13 protein-coding genes are annotated in these 16980 nt (G+C 40.0%); 8 read left to right on the top strand and 5 right to left on the bottom strand.

Going from position 1 to position 16980, the window contains the following annotated elements:
- Window positions 1–25 precede the first annotated feature (25 nt).
- The 6 genes from rsgA (at window position 26) to IE080_RS13825 (ending at window position 7177) form a co-directional block, all read left to right on the top strand.
- Window positions 26–949 carry a ribosome small subunit-dependent GTPase A gene (rsgA, locus tag IE080_RS13800; RefSeq protein ID WP_189583668.1) on the top strand — a complete coding sequence of 308 codons (924 nt, stop codon included), beginning with the start codon at window positions 26–28 and terminating at the stop codon, window positions 947–949.
- A 72-nt stretch (window positions 950–1021) separates the two neighbouring features.
- On the top strand, window positions 1022–1525 hold the full coding sequence (locus IE080_RS13805; protein WP_189583670.1) for a phosphoribosyltransferase family protein: 504 nt from the start codon (window positions 1022–1024) through the stop codon (window positions 1523–1525).
- 6 nt (window positions 1526–1531) lie between these two features.
- Window positions 1532–2353, top strand: a complete 822-nt coding sequence (panB, locus tag IE080_RS13810; protein WP_189583672.1) for a 3-methyl-2-oxobutanoate hydroxymethyltransferase — start codon at window positions 1532–1534, stop codon at window positions 2351–2353.
- A 247-nt stretch (window positions 2354–2600) separates the two neighbouring features.
- Window positions 2601–4430: a tetratricopeptide repeat-containing sensor histidine kinase gene (locus IE080_RS13815; protein ID WP_189583675.1), complete on the top strand. Its 1830-nt coding sequence runs from the start codon at window positions 2601–2603 to the stop codon at window positions 4428–4430.
- A gap of 38 nt (window positions 4431–4468) precedes the next feature.
- Window positions 4469–6439, top strand: coding sequence for a tetratricopeptide repeat-containing sensor histidine kinase (locus IE080_RS13820; RefSeq protein ID WP_189583678.1), 1971 nt, complete (start codon window positions 4469–4471; stop codon window positions 6437–6439).
- Between the two features lie 66 nt (window positions 6440–6505).
- Window positions 6506–7177 carry a response regulator gene (locus tag IE080_RS13825; protein WP_189583681.1) on the top strand — a complete coding sequence of 224 codons (672 nt, stop codon included), beginning with the start codon at window positions 6506–6508 and terminating at the stop codon, window positions 7175–7177.
- Window positions 7178–7221: 44 nt separating this feature from the next.
- Here IE080_RS13825 and IE080_RS13830 read toward each other — a convergent pair whose 3' ends face one another.
- The 5 genes from IE080_RS13830 to IE080_RS13850 form a co-directional block, all read right to left on the bottom strand.
- Window positions 7222–7980 (bottom strand): hypothetical protein, encoded by a 759-nt coding sequence (locus tag IE080_RS13830; protein ID WP_189583684.1) that lies wholly within the window; start codon window positions 7978–7980, stop codon window positions 7222–7224.
- Between the two features lie 149 nt (window positions 7981–8129).
- Window positions 8130–9158, bottom strand: coding sequence for a hypothetical protein (locus IE080_RS13835; protein ID WP_189583687.1), 1029 nt, complete (start codon window positions 9156–9158; stop codon window positions 8130–8132).
- 410 nt (window positions 9159–9568) lie between these two features.
- On the bottom strand, window positions 9569–11029 hold the full coding sequence (locus IE080_RS13840) for a hypothetical protein (RefSeq protein WP_189583690.1): 1461 nt from the start codon (window positions 11027–11029) through the stop codon (window positions 9569–9571).
- 4 nt (window positions 11030–11033) lie between these two features.
- Complete coding sequence (locus IE080_RS13845) at window positions 11034–12206, bottom strand: hypothetical protein (protein ID WP_189583693.1); 1173 nt, start codon at window positions 12204–12206, stop codon at window positions 11034–11036.
- 304 nt (window positions 12207–12510) lie between these two features.
- Complete coding sequence (locus tag IE080_RS13850; RefSeq protein ID WP_189583696.1) at window positions 12511–14622, bottom strand: T9SS type A sorting domain-containing protein; 2112 nt, start codon at window positions 14620–14622, stop codon at window positions 12511–12513.
- 90 nt (window positions 14623–14712) lie between these two features.
- On the opposite strand from IE080_RS13850, the gene IE080_RS13855 reads away from it, so the two are divergent.
- Together IE080_RS13855 and IE080_RS13860 are read left to right on the top strand one after the other, a co-directional pair.
- Entirely contained in the window at window positions 14713–16014 is a 1302-nt protein-coding gene (locus IE080_RS13855; RefSeq protein ID WP_189583699.1) for a UDP-N-acetylmuramoyl-tripeptide--D-alanyl-D-alanine ligase, read from the top strand.
- Window positions 16015–16057: 43 nt separating this feature from the next.
- Window positions 16058–16738: a DUF2461 domain-containing protein gene (locus IE080_RS13860; protein WP_189583701.1), complete on the top strand. Its 681-nt coding sequence runs from the start codon at window positions 16058–16060 to the stop codon at window positions 16736–16738.
- Window positions 16739–16980 lie beyond the last annotated feature (242 nt).

Genomic DNA, 16980 nt, shown 5'->3' on the forward strand with positions numbered 1-16980 from the left:
CTGCAATTAAACAAAATTAGACCCGATGAAAGGAAGAGTCATCAAATCTACTGGCAGCTGGTATGTAGTACAGACTGAAAAAGGCACCAAAAATGCCCGGCTTCGCGGAAAGTTCAAGCAAGAAGATCTCAAGTTAAGTAATCCCATCGCAGTGGGAGACTGGGTCCTATTGGAAAATGAAGAAGACTTGGAGTCCACCGTCATCAAGGATATTTTACCTCGCGAAAACTATATTATTCGTAAATCGACCAGAAAAGCCCATCATTCCCATATTATTGCATCCAACATCGACCAAGCCTTTTTGATAGTTACACTTAAAAATCCACGGACTTCCCTTGGGTTTATCGATCGGTTTTTGGTGAGTACAGAGAGTTTCCGGATTCCAGCAAGCATCTTAGTAAACAAAATGGATCTGGATTTCAAAGACAAGGAACTAGACCACTTACAGGATATCCGGGAAATCTATGAGCCATTAGGCTATCCTGTGTATGAAATTTCAGCATTGAATGACGATGCACTTCTAAATCAATTTAGCCACCTTTTGAAAGGAAAAACCACCTTGCTTTCCGGTCACTCAGGTGTTGGTAAGTCCACCTTATTGAATAAAATGGTACCCGAAGCCAAGCAAACTACCAAAGAAATCTCCAAGTTCAGCGCGAAGGGTGTTCACACTACTACCTTCGCAGAGATGTTTGAAGTGGAAGAAGGCTCCTATCTGATCGACACCCCTGGAATCAAGGAGTTTGGCATATTGGACATTGATGATTTTGAGCTATCCCACTACTTTGTAGAGATGCGTCAATACCTAGGACAATGCCGCTACAACAACTGCCAGCATGTCAACGAACCCGGATGCGTGGTTTTAGAAAAACTGGAAGAAGGCTACATACATCCTTACCGCTACGATTCCTACATTAATATTCTTACGGAGGAGGATAGTCACCGCTAGTAAAAAGGCCAAAAGCTTTCTTTGATTACCGCATGCATTTCTTTAATTTTCACACCTGAAACACATCCAAGCATGAGCGACACAATGACCCTGGTTCTCAATCATAAGGAGATCAACCGGAAAATTACCCGAATGGCTTATGAAATCTACGAGCGCAACAATGAGGAACAAGAAATCATTTTTGCAGGCATTACGGGAATGGGTTTAATTTTAGCCAATCTTTTGGCGACATCTTTGAACGCCATTTCAGGCATACAAACGAAAGCCATCGAAGTAAAATTGGATAAAAAATCTGTTTCAGAGGCTCCTATCTCGTTGAGCGAGCACATTTCAGTAGAAGGTAAAGTAGTCATTGTCGTAGATGATGTGCTAAACACAGGAAAAACTTTGGTTTATGCGCTTTTCCCCTTTTTACAGGATCATGCCAAAAAAATAGAAGTTGCCGTACTGGTCAACCGAAGTCATACGAGATACCCGGTAACTCCAGACTACACTGGTCTTGAATTGGCTACCACTTTAAGTGAACATATTACCGTAGACCTCAGCAAGGATAATTTTACCGCCCACTTACACTAAACCAACATGTCTGTACACCAATCTTCGAATATCAAGCGTATCACCACGCATATTTTACAGGAAATGAAAAATCGTGGAGAAAAAATCTCCATGCTGACTGCCTATGATTTCTCTATGGCTGGTATTGTGGATAGTGCAGGCATTGATATCATTTTGGTGGGTGATTCCGCTTCCAATGTTATGGCAGGTCATGAAACCACCCTTCCCATTACCCTAGATCAGATGATTTACCATGCCACATCTGTGGTACGCGCGGTCAAAAGGGCTTTTGTGGTTGTAGACATTCCGTTTGGTTCTTATCAAGGGAATAGTTCGGAAGCTTTACGTTCGGCTATCCGCATCATGAAAGAATCCGGTGCACATGCCATCAAAGTGGAAGGTGGATCTGAAATCAAAGAGTCTGTTGTACGTATTTTAAGTGCCGGAGTACCTGTAATGGGACACTTAGGATTGACACCTCAATCCATTTATAAATTTGGAACGTATACTGTCAGGGCAAAAGAAGAGGCCGAGGCTCAAAAACTGATCGAAGATGCCAAAATTTTGGAAGAATGTGGTTGCTTTGCCATAGTCCTGGAAAAAATTCCCGCTGCTTTAGCTAAGAAAGTTGCCGAAACTGTCAGCATACCAGTCATCGGCATCGGTGCTGGACCAGATGTGGACGGGCAAGTCTTGGTAGTCCATGACATGCTGGGCATTACCCAAGAATTCAAGCCACGATTCTTGCGACAATACGCCGATCTGCGTACTACGATGACACAAGCCGTAGAAAATTACATTACAGATGTAAAGGCAAGGAGCTTTCCGACGGAAGGGGAGAGTTATTGATTTTTAACCCAAACATGCACTTTCTCAAAATTGCGGATCTGAACTTTTATTGTAAGGTATTAAAGATTTAATTTAGGACTTAATTTTCTCCCATGAAAACTCACTAATGAAACATCCTCTACACCATGGATTTACTTAATAAAAATTGGAAATTGGATGTTTTTTGTGTTTATTTAGCTGAAAATCAACCCTATCATCAACTAACGTGCAGGTCTTTTCCATATTTGAATACTGGCTGTACAAGTGTATGCTTATTTGGAAACTATTTTTTCTCCCGGTAAGCATCATACAGGCCTATGCCGTGGAAATTGAGAAAACACAAACCGATAGTGTCAGCTACTGGTATGAAGAAACTGAACGACTATGGTCTGCGCGTAACTATAAGTTATGCTTGCATTCCGCTAATCACTACTTACAACTATCAGAAATAGTAACCCAACCTGCTAATGCTGCTTTAATTGCACGAAGAGCTTCAAGGTCTGCTTTGAATTTAGGTCAGTTTGAAGAAGCACTTCAAAAAGCTTTCCTTGGACTTCAATGGGCAGATTTAAGTAAAGACCCTAACTTAGTTGCTTTTCAATATGCAGATATTGCAGTAATTTATCATGACTTTGAAGAATATGAAAATGGTGTTCGCTATGGTAAAGAAGGCTTGTCAAAAGCAAAATTCATTGGAGCTGACACCAAGCATCAAGCCTACATTCTCAATGGTATAGCTATCAATTTTGATGATTGGGGAAAGCCGGATTCTGCATTGTACTACCACTACAAGGTTTTGAACCTATCTCCACTACCTGATTCACTCGATATTCAATTTACCTTCAATAATATTGGCAACACACTTTTGAAAACCAAGCGATTAAAGGAGGCAGAACCATTCTTTTGGACCTCCATACATCTAGCTAAAAGGAGAGATAATTTTTACAATCAAAGCTCCTCATTCACTAATCTTGGACAACTGTATCAACATCTGGGGAAAAATGAGGAAGCCGATCGTTTCTTTGACAGTGCTTTAGTATATGCCAAACTAGCCAATTCCATAGAAAAACTTCGGGACACATATTTAGATCGTTCCAACTTCCATAAAGCAATCGGTGAGTTTCAATTAGCTTTAGAAAACAAAGAATTATATCTACAGCTTAGAGATTCAATCTATCAAATCGAACGCTTAAAGACATTTTCAGAACTGGAAGCCCAATACCAAGGAAAAATAAAAGATCAACAAATCATAGAACAAGAGCAGGAAATCCTGCTTCGTAAAGCCAATTTCAATAGAATTGTCCTAATAAGTAGCTTTCTGTTTGCCACAATTATCTTCCTCACCATTATACACTTCTTAAATCAGAACAGATTTAAAAAGAAACAACTTCTTTTGGAAAAAGAAAAAGAGATTCAAATCAAAGAAGTGGCTATAAATGCCGCATTGGCATCACAAGAAGAAGAAAAAAAACGCTTTGCAAAAGATTTACATGACGGCTTTGGACAATTAATCACCTCTTTGAAGTTAAGGTTGCATCAATTGGAACACACCAATGAATTAGAATCTAAGGTCAAAGTTTTTGAAGAATCAGAACAACTCTTAAATGAAATGCATCAAGAAATTAGGCAGATTGCATTTAATATGATGCCGGAAACACTGGTAAAGCATGGCTTAATTCCTGCATTAAAAGAATTTTCATCAAAAATCAATTTGTTAAATGCCCTTCAGATTAAAATCGATGCATTTGAAATAAATGACCGCTTATCAGAGATCCAAGAAATTTCCTTGTACCGCATTATTCAGGAATGGATAAACAACAGTTTGAAATATGGCTCAGCTAAAAAAATGGAGGTTCAACTGATTCGGGACGAGGAAGAAATTCGATTAATGATAGAAGACGACGGCGACGGATTTGACACAAGTCAACTAACGAATAGTGCAGGATATGGCTGGAAAAACATTCAATCTAGAGTTAATATTTTAAAAGGAAGCATTGAATTAGATTCCCAAAAAGGCAGAAAAGGAAACATATTACTATTATACATTCCAACAAACAATTACACTAGCAAATCATTCATACATGACGCCACCAACTAACCTCATCCAATTCTGAAATGATAAGACATGTTCATCTTTTGTTCATTTTAACTTTAGCTACATCCTTGGTGACTTTGGGTCAAGGTAATCCTATGGACAGCTTGGGACATGTAATTGCTACCACATCTAGCGACACCATTAAAGCAGAAGCCATCATGGAATTAGCTTGGAAGAAGATGTATGAGGACTCTCCCCAAGCTAAAAAACTGGTGTTTGATGGGTTAGCCGTCATGGATCAAATCGATAATTTGCGGGTTAAAGGCTATGGCTATACGGTTGCGGGCGTGGTCTACTGGGTCGCTTCCTCCTACGACACCGCAACGATGTATCTGGAGGAGGCGATAAAGGTCTACGAACAAAAAGGGGATGAACGAGGACTTTCCGCAGTCTACAATAATCTTTCCCTCATCGCTCAAAACCAAAGCAAGTATCCTGAGGCATTAACTTATGCAATGCACTCTTTGGAATTGGCCCGAAAACTGGAAAATCCATCTATGCTGGCCTCAGCTACTTTCACTGTAGGAAATATTCATTACTTCCTCAAAGACAATGAAAAGGCCCTAGAAACATTTTTAGAAGCACTCTACCTATTTGAAACACATGAACTGAGTAGTAATTTCCACAAACTCTTACTGAATATTGGTTCCACCTATCATAACCTACAGCAGTTAGACTCAGCTAAGAACTTTTATGCACGTTCACTTACTCAAGCTAATGCGGTCAATGATTATAAAACCATAGCCATTACTACAACAAATCTTGGTAATTTGGCTATGGATGCCTCTGAATATGGAAAAGCAGTCACCTACTACAAGCAGGCACAGAACATCTATCAGGAAAAGTTTACAAACGACTTCGATCATAGCCTTTTACTCCATTCCTTGGCCAAAGCATATTCGAAACTAGATAATCCTCTGATGGCTGAAAGCTACGGAAAACAATCGCTAGCGCTTGCAGAAAAAGTTCAGGACAAGCAACGCACAGCCGCGGCACATCAAATTCTAAGTGATATTTACGAACAAAAAGGAAGTTTCCAACAAGCCCTTTTTCATTTCAAGTCAGGCACAGCCTTGAAGGACAGCATTTTCAATTTGGAGAAATCAGCACAACTGGCCGAGATAGAAACAAAATACGAAACAGCCCTAAAAGATCAACAGATTTCTGAGCAGCAATTGACCATTGTCGAGAATAAAAAAAATCTGCAACGGAGCTTCTTTGCTTTAGTAATTGCAGGGCTGGTTTTAATTGCAGTTTTGGCAATTATGATACTTCTCCGAAGTAGAAATAAAAAAGAGCAAAAACTGCTACTTCAACAAAAAGAACTGGAAGTAAAAGAAGCCTATATCCATGCCGCTTTAGAGTCTCAGGAAAGCGAGCGGAAACGATTTGCTCAGGATTTACATGATGGATTTGGACAATTGATTTCTGCACTACGATTGAATATATCACGGCTTCAAGGGAATTTTGATGAGTTGGAAACGAGGGTTGCTGTCGTAGACAAAAGTGAGGGGATTCTTCAAGAGATGCATCAAGAGATTCGGAACATTGCATTCAACCTCATGCCCGCCACCTTAATTCAGTTTGGTTTGAAAGAAGGACTTAGGGAATTTGCTCAGCGCATGAATCAATCGGAGCAAATTAATATTGAGATAAGTGTTTTTGGATTGGACAATCGATTAGAGGAATTGCAGGAAATCTCACTTTACCGGGTTATTCAGGAATGGGTCAACAATGCAATCAAATATGCAAATCCACAAAAAATATCTATACAGCTGACCCGACATGAAAATGAGCTCTCCTTGATTATCGAAGATGATGGCAAAGGATTCGACCCTAGCATCCTCAAAAATGCTACCGGTAATGGCTGGAGAAATATACAATCCCGTCTCCAGCGAATAGGTGCACAATGGGAAGTTGATTCCCAAGCAGAAAGGACGGGGACTTCTTTCATTATCGACATCCCTAGTGTAGAGATTAAAAAGCAACAACAAATGACTATCCCACGATAAAAATAAGGCAATAAATACCCACTAGTACGGATTTACAAGCAAGTAACAATCATTTAACTTGCCTGCATGAATTTAGCCGCACTATTTGCTATCTTTAAACAAGCTAAAAACACCCAAGCTATGAATGTATTTTTGGTAGACGATCATGCCATACTATTAGACGGAATCAAAAGTATGCTGGCCTATGAGGGGAGCGTAGAGGTAATTGGCGAGGCTAATTCAGCAGAAAAAGCATTGGATTTTATCAAATATCATTCAGTAGACTTACTAATTACGGATTTTAATCTACCAGGGATGGATGGATTGGCCCTTGTGAGGGTAGTAAAAAAAATCAGTCCAAATACCAAAATAATCGTACTTTCTCAACATGACGAAACCCACTTAGTAAAAGAAATTCTAAAAGAAGGTGTAGCGGGATATGTCTTGAAAAATGATTCCCATAAGGAACTTCTTCAGGCGATTGAAGCAGTAAAAAATGGTAAAATTTATCTCAGCAATGACATTAACCGAATCCTCATTCATAGCATGCAATTTCCCGACGAGGAACGACTATTGACTGACCGTGAGCGAGAAATACTCAAACTTATTGCCCAAGAAAAATCCAACAAAGAAATCGGAGAAACACTTTTTATTTCCGAGCGCACCGTAGAAACCCATCGCAAAAACATCTTCCGCAAGACAAAGACTTCTTCACTCGTAGGCTTAATCAAGTTTGCGTATGCGAATAATTTGATTTAACCAAATAAGTTTTTTGCCATGAACAATGAAAATAATTTATGGAGCTACTTTTTAAATCGAAATCCTAGCTTTGCCTCAAATCTTTGACCTCGAAAAGGATCAGTTCCTCTATTTAAAAAAGTAATATATTCTATCCCTGCAAACAACTTGGAATTTGACCGAAGTTCTAGCATTGAATTGACTAAGATCGGAGCTGGATAAGAACCAAACCCATCACCATCCGCTAGGTATTGGGCGTATGCAACAGAAGTTTCAAAATGTAAAACAGCGCTTCCTTTTATCAAGTAATCTATCATCATAGAAGGACCAATAGCAACATGAAAACCATGAGGATTATAATAGGTGTCTTTATCCCAACTATAATCTAGATAGTAATCCCCAATATGTCCTCCAACCGTTAAAGCTAATTCATCCGTAAGAAGAACATTTTTTGTAACATTCCACCAACCAATGAAATTGTGTATCCAAGTTGAATATGGCCGATATTTATAGTAGGGCATTTCACCTGTAAATACCAATTGAAGTCCAGAACCGATAAAATCACCCGGTAATTTATTACGATAAGACCAATTCCATGCACCTTTTTCGAAGTTCATTTTGACAAAATCAAACTCTGGAAAAATAAAAGTAGAAGTCAATTGGTTAGCAGCATCCGCAGGGTTACCTAAGGTTAGGTACTTCATTGAAATACCCATTGTTCGATCCCCATTAAACTGTACAAAAGCCCATGACTTATTATTTTGGGCAAACAGATTACCTGCCAACAACCATAGAATTATACTAAGTGATTTTATTAGCTTCATTGAATCTTCTAGTTTTAATTCAAATCTTTAAGTTATGTGTGAGCCTTTGCAGTAACTATTCACAAAGCCACTTTTCTGAGATTTCCACGTCTTCTGCTAGGCCCAAAAAAGCCGGGCACAAGTCCCGGCTATGGTCTAGTAAGTCACCCTTACTTTCCCTTGGCCCCAACGACCATTGTCTTTGCAAATTCCTGAGAATATTGGGTAAATAAATCCTTAGCCGTAGCTATATAATCTTCTTTGGACATAGAAATAATCCGTGGATCAAAGTCTACAGGAGGCTTGCCCTTAAAGAAAAATTCAAATAATGTCTCCGCCTTTTTAGGATCGCTGTAAATATTTGCAGTATACTCATTTTTAGAAATGAATTCTTCTTTTAATCGAGATGGGACTGAGTTTGGCCCTCCCTTAGGAGTAATCCAATCAATGGTGTTGTAAGTAATACGCATTTTAGGAAGAATCTTCATCTCTGCAGAAGTTGATTTACCTTTTGTACCAGCGTCTATTTTTACATCTAGTTCGACGGTAGAAAAGTCAATAATCAGGTTTTGTAAGATCATCCCCGCTTTGGTCTCATCATGTACTTTTTTAAGCATCCCATAAAAAGCAGGCCCTCCACCCTTAACCAAGGATTTTTCATCAAACATGAATATAGTGTGGTCTGGATATACCTTTATAGCTTTTGATCCGATATCATCGTCACTTGCCTTTCCTTGTTTTTTATCTGTCTTATCTGAATACCTTTCTTTAATTTTTTGGAAACTCTCCATTTTATCAACCTCCTTCATATCCAGGACATTGAAACCAGCTTTTCTGATTTCTTCTTCCAAAATATCCCGGAAATCATTGGCCAGCTTTTGAAAATCAGCTAATTCCATTCCAGCATCTAAAATAGTCGTCACTCGAGCTGATGTTGCCTGCCTTCCTCCATATTGACCACCTTTGCTCATGGCTTCCATAGAATTGGCAAAGCTGCTAAGCTTGGATTCGAAGGCTACTTGCTTGGTTTCCACGTAGGTTTCAAACCCAATCTGCATCTGTGGAATGTAATAAGTGTCTACATTTTTCAGGCTTTTGTTTTCTATGCCTTTGGTTCCGAATCCATTAAATAAATCTTGTGCGAGTAATGGCCCGGTCATAAGCAGTACCGCTGCCATTGTAAGTAATGTCTTGTTCATTGTTTGTTTGGTTTTTTCGTTGGGGAAATACTTTTAACCCTTCAAAGTTGAGCAAAATACCCACCTCAAACCATGCCCTGAATCAGGCATATTGGTGTACGTGGTAGCACGGATAAGGGACGAAGAAAAGGTGTCACTCAAAGACGCCAAGACGCTGTTTTAGAGACACTAAAGAAATTAATTATATCTGTGCCAAATCTGCTAAATCCCCTTTATCTGCGAGAGACTTTTGCCACAAAGGCGCTAAAGCACAAAGAAAAAGTGTCACGCAGAGGCACAAAGACGCAATTCAAAGGGTACTAAAGAAATTAATATTATCTGTGTCAAATCCGTTCGATCCTATTCATCTGTGAGAGACAATAGGCACAAAGGTGCGGTATTGAGTACGCAGGAAATCCAGCAAAGCCAATTCAATTGAGCTCGTCCCATTTGGAACGAAGGCTGGTTACTACATCTAAAGTATACTTAATCCTTCTCTTGTTCATTTCTTCATCTGATGAACTTATCGTTTCCCCATTGTACCATGGGTGTAGCCGCTTACCGGAATTAGCCAGAAATTGCTTTTCTAAACTGATTATTCTCCCTAAATCCGATTGAATCTTTCGGAAATCTTTATCTGAAACCTTAGTACCTAGCCTCCAATAACTAGAATTGTAAGGAACCATACTTTCCAGACCAACTCTATTCATGGCCTGTGCTAAATTTTGCACATCATCTTTAGCTAAAGGTTGGTAATTCGTTAAATATAACTTTTCTTTTATAGATGCCTCATTTCCAGGATCAAATGATCTTGGACGAAACAAGTTTCGACTTTCAAAAAATTTCGCTTCCAATTCAATCTCTTTGGGAAAAATCTTTCCATCATAACGATCATATACTACTGTCAAAATGCCGCTTATCCCACGGTTGCGGAGATCTCTTTTCAATTCAAAATTCAAGTACCTATAACTTGAAAAATTAAACGTAAATCGTTCGACCATATCTCCGCTATTGCTCAAATAAATCACTCCTTCTCCTATTAGAAAAATCGGAAGCTTATCATCTGCTTTAAACTGATCTTTAATATTGAAATAAATGACATCATTACCCACCTCATCTCCATACCTGAAATCATAATATTTGATACTTTTTTCATCCAACGGACCTGAAACTTCTAAGGCTCTGTAAAATTCCCTGCAGTAAAATGGAAGCAAACCGTAACTATTCTGTGGATTTTTTTCATCATGATAACTGCTCGGAATTGTATCACCTGCCAAGTTCCAATGATGGCTTCTTCTTAATTCCATTGGAAGCAAATGATTATAAGTTTCACCAGAGGAATTATTTACAGCAAAATCCCAAGGCTTCCATTTCTTATTTCCAGAAAGCAGTGAAAGTCCTGCCGCTTCAAAATACCCCAATACCTTACCTTGTTGATTAACAATACTATACCCTGAAAAAACTCCCAGGTGAGGTGACGACACATAATCTGAATTGATACTTTTGGACAGATATTTTATCTGATCTCTTGGATCCTTAAAGTATTTAATTTCTACAGGATTTAAAGCTACATCCTTATACTCCAAAATAATTTTGGTCAATGAATCTGTTCTGACTTGAACAACTGTATCTGTATAGAATTGACTCCTAACATAAAAAAGCCTGTCAGTAGGGAGCTCGATCAAGCCATCAATATCAGCCAAAAACTCCACTTCACCAGCCTCGTTGAAAATAGGCATATAAGGAATTGGAAGAATACTTTTCCCATCATTAAAAAACAGTTGAGCTTTTCCGGTCGGAACAGGCCCTTTCTGCGAATAAGCTTTGTTAATTAAAATAAAACTTAGAAAGAATAATAGTAGTAGCTTTCTGAATTTTTCCACTTTTTTCATACTATCAACCATTATGCGGCAACTTAAATCTTAAGATCTGCAAGAAGTCATCTTCCCTGTCGGGGTTATACGTAAACGACCCATAATAGTATGGAGCCTTGTACCCCACAAAGCGAAAACCTTTTGGAACATCTACATCACCAATCAGCGTATCATTCTTGTAAATTTGAAGCCCATCTGACACAGTATTGGATTTTGAATACCCTCTGAATAACAACCCACTCTCCTCTACAAAATCTAATGAATGATAGTAACTCGAACGATTCCTATCCAAACTCCACCGAGCATCGAATTCATCGATATCTTCCGGTTTAAAACTTTCGTAGGCGATATTCATTTCCTTTCCAGGTATTCCAAATGCAAAATGCATTTTTCCGGAATCATCTAATTTATATAAAACACTATCCACTTCATATCCTTGGATATAGGTGCTCGCATCGATATACGAAAATGGAGCCCCTATCAAAGTAGATAAAAATTTATACTCCTGATAAATGGCAGAATACGTTCCTTTTACTGATACTTTCCCATCATTTGGACTAGCGATCCCTAGAATTCTTCCTTTTTTATAAAAATCCTCGTGCCAGATATAATTAAAACTTGGATGAGTACTGGCAATAGAAAATACCAAATTCCCCTTGTAATCATGTCCGAATTTCAAGTGTTCATACAGGACTTCATAAATCCCAACATTATCGGGATTGGGCTGATTCATCAATTGATTATAGGGTATTTGCTCATGATTAAAATCAAGCATTCCTTTCCTTTCAATTTCCCAGTGCTTATTAATAAGATAATAGTCATAACTACTCCCAAGAACTGCTAAATAATCCCCGAAAACTGTAAGTGATTGAACAGCTGAATTAATCAAATTAGGCCCATCACCCTTACCCAAATAGGTTGATGTATGCATTAAATCTTCCGAGAAAACATAAACTAAATTTTGTCTTTTATCAAAAAAGATGAGGCTATCATTAAAAACTATCCATTGACCAAGCCCCGAAAACATCAATGAATCATTCATGAGGGTATCTATAGTTATAGCACCGATAGAAAGCTCCTGTTTAGGAATATAGTTAACTTCTTCTCCGTTGTATGCTGGCTTTTTTTCATCGCTACAGCCAAGAAAAACAGCCGAAAATAAAAATATCGAAAGAAAAAAAATTTTACGCTTCATATTCAAGCTTTTATCTAAACGAACAGGGCTTTATAACCCCTCATAACCTTAACAAATCAAACCAACAAACTACTTCTTTGAAATTAATTACCTTTTCATAAATTTACTTACGAAACAATACGATAATCAGGTAAAAAGGGTTTATAAATACCTCTTAACATGTAAGAGGCTTTCCACCCAAAGGTACAAAAACTTAAGAAAAGGTGTCATGCGAACCTGCCTGACGGAAGATAGGGGCGCAAAGGCGCGCTTATAAGGGTTCTAAAAGAATAATTTTATCTGTGTTAAATCTGCTCAATCCGATTTATCTGTGAGAAATAATCAGCTTCTTCGTTACCCAGCTACCCGAACTGGCTCTTACCCGCACAAAATAAATCCCGGGTGCGAGGTGCTGAAGGTCTACTAAAAGTGGGGAATTGGCGGGAATGGAAGTATTGGTACGAATCAATTGTCCAAGACTGTTGTAGACGGTAAATTCTCCTGCTTCGGAACTCACAATCGTAACCAACCCTTCACTTGGATTGGGGAACACGCGCACCTGTAATCCCTCTTCACTACTCCCGCCCCCTGCTATCATCCGCAACCATTCCAATCCACCTGCTGTACTACCCAAAACCAAATCACGTTCTCCTCCAAAAGTCTTCCCCAAACTGCTTATCCAGGTATTTCTCCCCAGTCGAGTACTCACCTGTTGTCCTGTTGACAAGCGGAGTTCTATAGCTTGTCGCTCAGATTGATTCATGAAATCAGGAATAAACTGAATGATTCCTCGTTGATCGACTGCATACATATCCAGTCTTGAACCCTGCACTACATGGACAGTCAAATTTCGAGCGGCGGGACTGTCATTAAAACCTAAGAATGAACGCTCCTCCAAGCGCAATTGAGGATTATTACTCAAATTAGCTTCAAACAAGACTAATTCCCCCGTCTGCCTTGCCAACAATACATAATCTTTGCTTTCCCAGCTGAATAAATCCAAATGATCCAAAGGCCGGATACCTGTCTCGGGAAAAGTTACTTCCTGCATTTGTTCCAGAATAGGACTTGATCCCATCCAAACTCTTCTCCTGACCACTCTATCTACTGTATCGTATCCCGACAACCAATAGGTCTGCCTGCCTGCACTGGTCAAAAACTCCTGATACTGTATGTCCGAAAGCTTTAATCTGCTCAATTGCAGGTAATCATCCTCCAATAATATCCATTCCTCATCCTTCACAGACCATCGTTGTGCATGGCCTCGAACTCCCCCATCAAATACCCGATTACCGGTCACTATCAACTCCCCATCACTTTGAAATCCTTTGAAAAAAGGTCGTGAATTTTCACCCAAGTCAATCATCTCATCCTGTAAAAACGGCGATTTGGAATTGGTAAATGGGGCAATGGCAAATACATTCTTACTATAATCAGAACGAAATGCACCCGCAAACTCCGAGCTGTTGCTGCTGATAATCAATTCATCCTTCCATAAAAAGGCTGTATGAAATACAGGAAACTCAGGCAGCTCTCCGTAGATGGGCATTTCAGTAGAAAAAGTATCAAAAACAGGATTAAGAGTAGTGCCTTTGTTTGGCAAGTAATACAATCTGCTGCATTCATCCCTTCCCAACACAAGGTCAGCCACTCCATCCCCATCAAAGTCTGCATAGAGCAAGGAATGCCCACCCGCATGTTGGATTCTTGCTTGACTGTTTGACTCGGGCACAGTGGCAATTGGGAGTCCATTGCAGGTCACACCGAAACTGAATTCCCCACAATCGCAAAACTCAAACCCTCCCCAGCGAAATTGGGGAAAAGCAAATCCATCCACATCAGGCGTTCCTTTCCGCTCCACAGAAGTATTGATATACAATTCCAAGAAATCTCCCGAGGCAAAATTGAACGTTGCTATATCCAAGTCTCCATCTCCATCCAAATCCATGATCAACGGAATATCCAAGTTATTGGCCTGCAAATTGGAGCCATTATCCAAGCGGAGAAAATTCTGAGCTAAGGTCCACTGGGGTAGATTCGAGCCAGATGGGGTAGTATTCCGATACACTCGGATTCCAAAAGGACTACTGGTAAACAAATCCTTGCGCCCATCTCCATCAAAGTCTGTCAAGACCAAAAACCCATTGACATCCTCCGGAAAAGCATAGGCTAATTCAGGTGCAGGCGCAAACCCTTCCTCAGTTATTATGGATACCACAATCCTGCGGGCATTGATATCCCATGCCACCAACTCCTCCACCCCGTCTCCATCCATGTCCAAGGTTTGAAATTGGGCAGCATTGATCCCTCCTGCGAATGGAAGTGGCAAGGTTTTTCCTTGGGCTGTGACCGAAAAAGTGTTGGCATACTCAAACACCTGCTGTCCGGAAAGCTGAAAGGATAAAAGGATAAAAAGGTAACAAAGGAATTGTTTCATGAACATTCAATCACACATAACAAATTAAACGATAGAAATTCACAATAGATAGCTTCAAAGCCCTAATTTTGAAAACTCAATACCATACTTATGAATATCCAAGCCATCTACGAATGCTACCTGAGCTGCTCAGGAGTCTCCACAGATACCCGCAAAATAGAAGCAGGGAATTTATTCTTCGCCTTGAAAGGCCCCAACTTTGACGCCAATAGCTTTGCTTCCAAGGCTTTGGAGATCGGGGCAAAAGCGGTGGTGGTAGACGATGCGAGCGTAGTGCCTGCCGGAGATACCCGCTATTTCTTGGTAAAAGATGCCTTGAAAGCTCTTCAGCTATTGGCAAACCACCATCGGAAACATTTCAACTTTCCTGTGATAGCCCTGACCGGAAGCAATGGAAAAACCACCTCCAAAGAATTGCTTTATGCTGTATTGAAACAATCTCTCAAAACAGCTGCCACCACAGGAAATTTCAACAACCATATCGGTGTTCCTTTGACCTTACTAGCTATTCCATTAAAAGGCACTGAAATCGCTATTATCGAAATGGGAGCCAACAAGCAAGGCGACATTCAAGAATTATGCGACATCGCAGAACCAACGCATGGCTTTATTACCAATATTGGCAAAGCGCATCTCGAAGGCATGGGGGGACCAGAGGGAGTTCTGAAAACCAAAACTGAATTATTCCAGCATCTACGGGTGAATAAAGGAACGGTATTTATCAATTCACAAGACCCCATCTTATCCAATATGGCTAAACGCTTCGAACATCCTGTTTTGTATCCAGCCAAAGGGGATTTTTGTGAGGTGAGTTTTGTCAGTGCGGACCCTTTTGTGAAATTTCAGGTAGAAGGAATGGAGGAGATTTTTGAGAGTTCGCTGATCGGAGCTTATAACTTTGGAAATATCGCGGCTGCACTCACCATAGGCAAATTCGTTGGTGTTCCTATGGAAAAAGCCGTACAGGCAGTAGTATCCTACACTCCTTCCAATATGCGCTCCCAATTGGTAGAGAAGCGCAGTAACCTTATAATCTTGGATGCCTACAACGCCAATCCATCGAGCATGGAAGTAGCTATAGATACCTTTGGAAAGATGAGCGGAAAACCCCACAAAATGATCATTTTGGGGGATATGTATGAGTTGGGCGAAGCTACCGAAGCGGAACATGCCAAATTGGGTGAGTTGGTCAGCAAATACAACTTCGATAAGATCTGCTTTACTGGAAAGCATATCCAAGCAGCCCTTACCAAAGCCCCTTTCAGATCGCTGTATTTCCCGGACCCGTTTTCCTTCCGCAATTGGCTTCAAGACTCCAAACTTGAGGACCACCATATCCTAATCAAAGGAAGTCGGGGGATGAAATTGGAGGGCTTGGTGGATTTTATTTGACAACAAAGCCCGTAAGAAAACTGTTATTTACAAAATTGTTCCGATGAAAAACGAATACCTCCCCTTCCTCCAAACCCTTGCCAGCAACAACCATAAGGACTGGATGGATGCCAATAGAGATTGGTATCAAAACATCCGCAAGGCATTTTTGAAAGATGTGGAGTATTTGCTGAAGGGAATTACTGCTTGGGAGCCAGAACTTGCTACCTTGCAGCCAAAGGATTGTGTCTTCAGACAAAACAGGGACATCCGCTTCTCTGCCAATAAAGACCCTTACAAAACCAATTTGGCAACCTATTTTGCTAGAGGTGGCAAGAAGTCTATGGGACCAGGGTATTACCTGCATATACAGCCAGGAGCAAGTTTCTTGGCTGGTGGAATTTGGATGCCACCAGCAGATATTCTTAAGAAAATCAGGCAAGAAATCGACTATAATGGAGCTCAATTAGTGGAAATCTTGGAAAATCCCTCCATCAAAAAACACTTTAACGGCATGGAAGGAGATCAATTGAAGACTACTCCAAAAGGCTTCGATGCAGACCATCCCTATATTGACCTATTGAGGTTTAAAAGCTTTATTATCTCCTGCCCGATCGCTGACAAAGACATAGCATCAGGTAAATTTCTGGACATTGCCCTTACACACTTCCAACTCCTCCAGCCCTTTCACAACTTCCTCCACCAAGCCTTGGACGAAGCTGAGAGCGGAGAAGGCTTGTTATAGTCTCGCAAAGACGCCAAGCCGCCAAAGGTTTCACGCTAAGAGCGCAACGGATAAACGCCACGGCCGCAAAATAGGTTGTCCACAGATTTTGCAGATTAACACAGATTGCATGCTTTGAAAGTAATAATCTTTGCTACCCCCCACTTGATCGCCGTAAATCATAGACTAATTTAATTCATATGAACATTTGTAAAGTTGATTGAATGATTGGTTGATTTAGAGAAAAGTGAACGAGAGACCCT

It is taken from the genome of Mongoliitalea lutea, assembly GCF_014652135.1.
Classification (GTDB): domain Bacteria; phylum Bacteroidota; class Bacteroidia; order Cytophagales; family Cyclobacteriaceae; genus Mongoliitalea; species Mongoliitalea lutea.

Coding starts and splice junctions, on each gene's coding strand:
- IE080_RS13855 (WP_189583699.1), top strand. CDS start 14,713: ATGAATATCCAAGCCATCTACGAATGCTACCTGAGCTGCTCAGGAGTC.
- IE080_RS13805 (WP_189583670.1), top strand. CDS start 1,022: ATGAGCGACACAATGACCCTGGTTCTCAATCATAAGGAGATCAACCGG.
- IE080_RS13830 (WP_189583684.1), bottom strand. CDS start 7,980: ATGAAGCTAATAAAATCACTTAGTATAATTCTATGGTTGTTGGCAGGT.
- panB (WP_189583672.1), top strand. CDS start 1,532: ATGTCTGTACACCAATCTTCGAATATCAAGCGTATCACCACGCATATT.
- IE080_RS13815 (WP_189583675.1), top strand. CDS start 2,601: ATGCTTATTTGGAAACTATTTTTTCTCCCGGTAAGCATCATACAGGCC.
- IE080_RS13825 (WP_189583681.1), top strand. CDS start 6,506: ATGAATTTAGCCGCACTATTTGCTATCTTTAAACAAGCTAAAAACACC.
- IE080_RS13860 (WP_189583701.1), top strand. CDS start 16,058: ATGAAAAACGAATACCTCCCCTTCCTCCAAACCCTTGCCAGCAACAAC.
- rsgA (WP_189583668.1), top strand. CDS start 26: ATGAAAGGAAGAGTCATCAAATCTACTGGCAGCTGGTATGTAGTACAG.
- IE080_RS13850 (WP_189583696.1), bottom strand. CDS start 14,622: ATGAAACAATTCCTTTGTTACCTTTTTATCCTTTTATCCTTTCAGCTT.
- IE080_RS13835 (WP_189583687.1), bottom strand. CDS start 9,158: ATGAACAAGACATTACTTACAATGGCAGCGGTACTGCTTATGACCGGG.
- IE080_RS13845 (WP_189583693.1), bottom strand. CDS start 12,206: ATGAAGCGTAAAATTTTTTTTCTTTCGATATTTTTATTTTCGGCTGTT.
- IE080_RS13840 (WP_189583690.1), bottom strand. CDS start 11,029: ATGAAAAAAGTGGAAAAATTCAGAAAGCTACTACTATTATTCTTTCTA.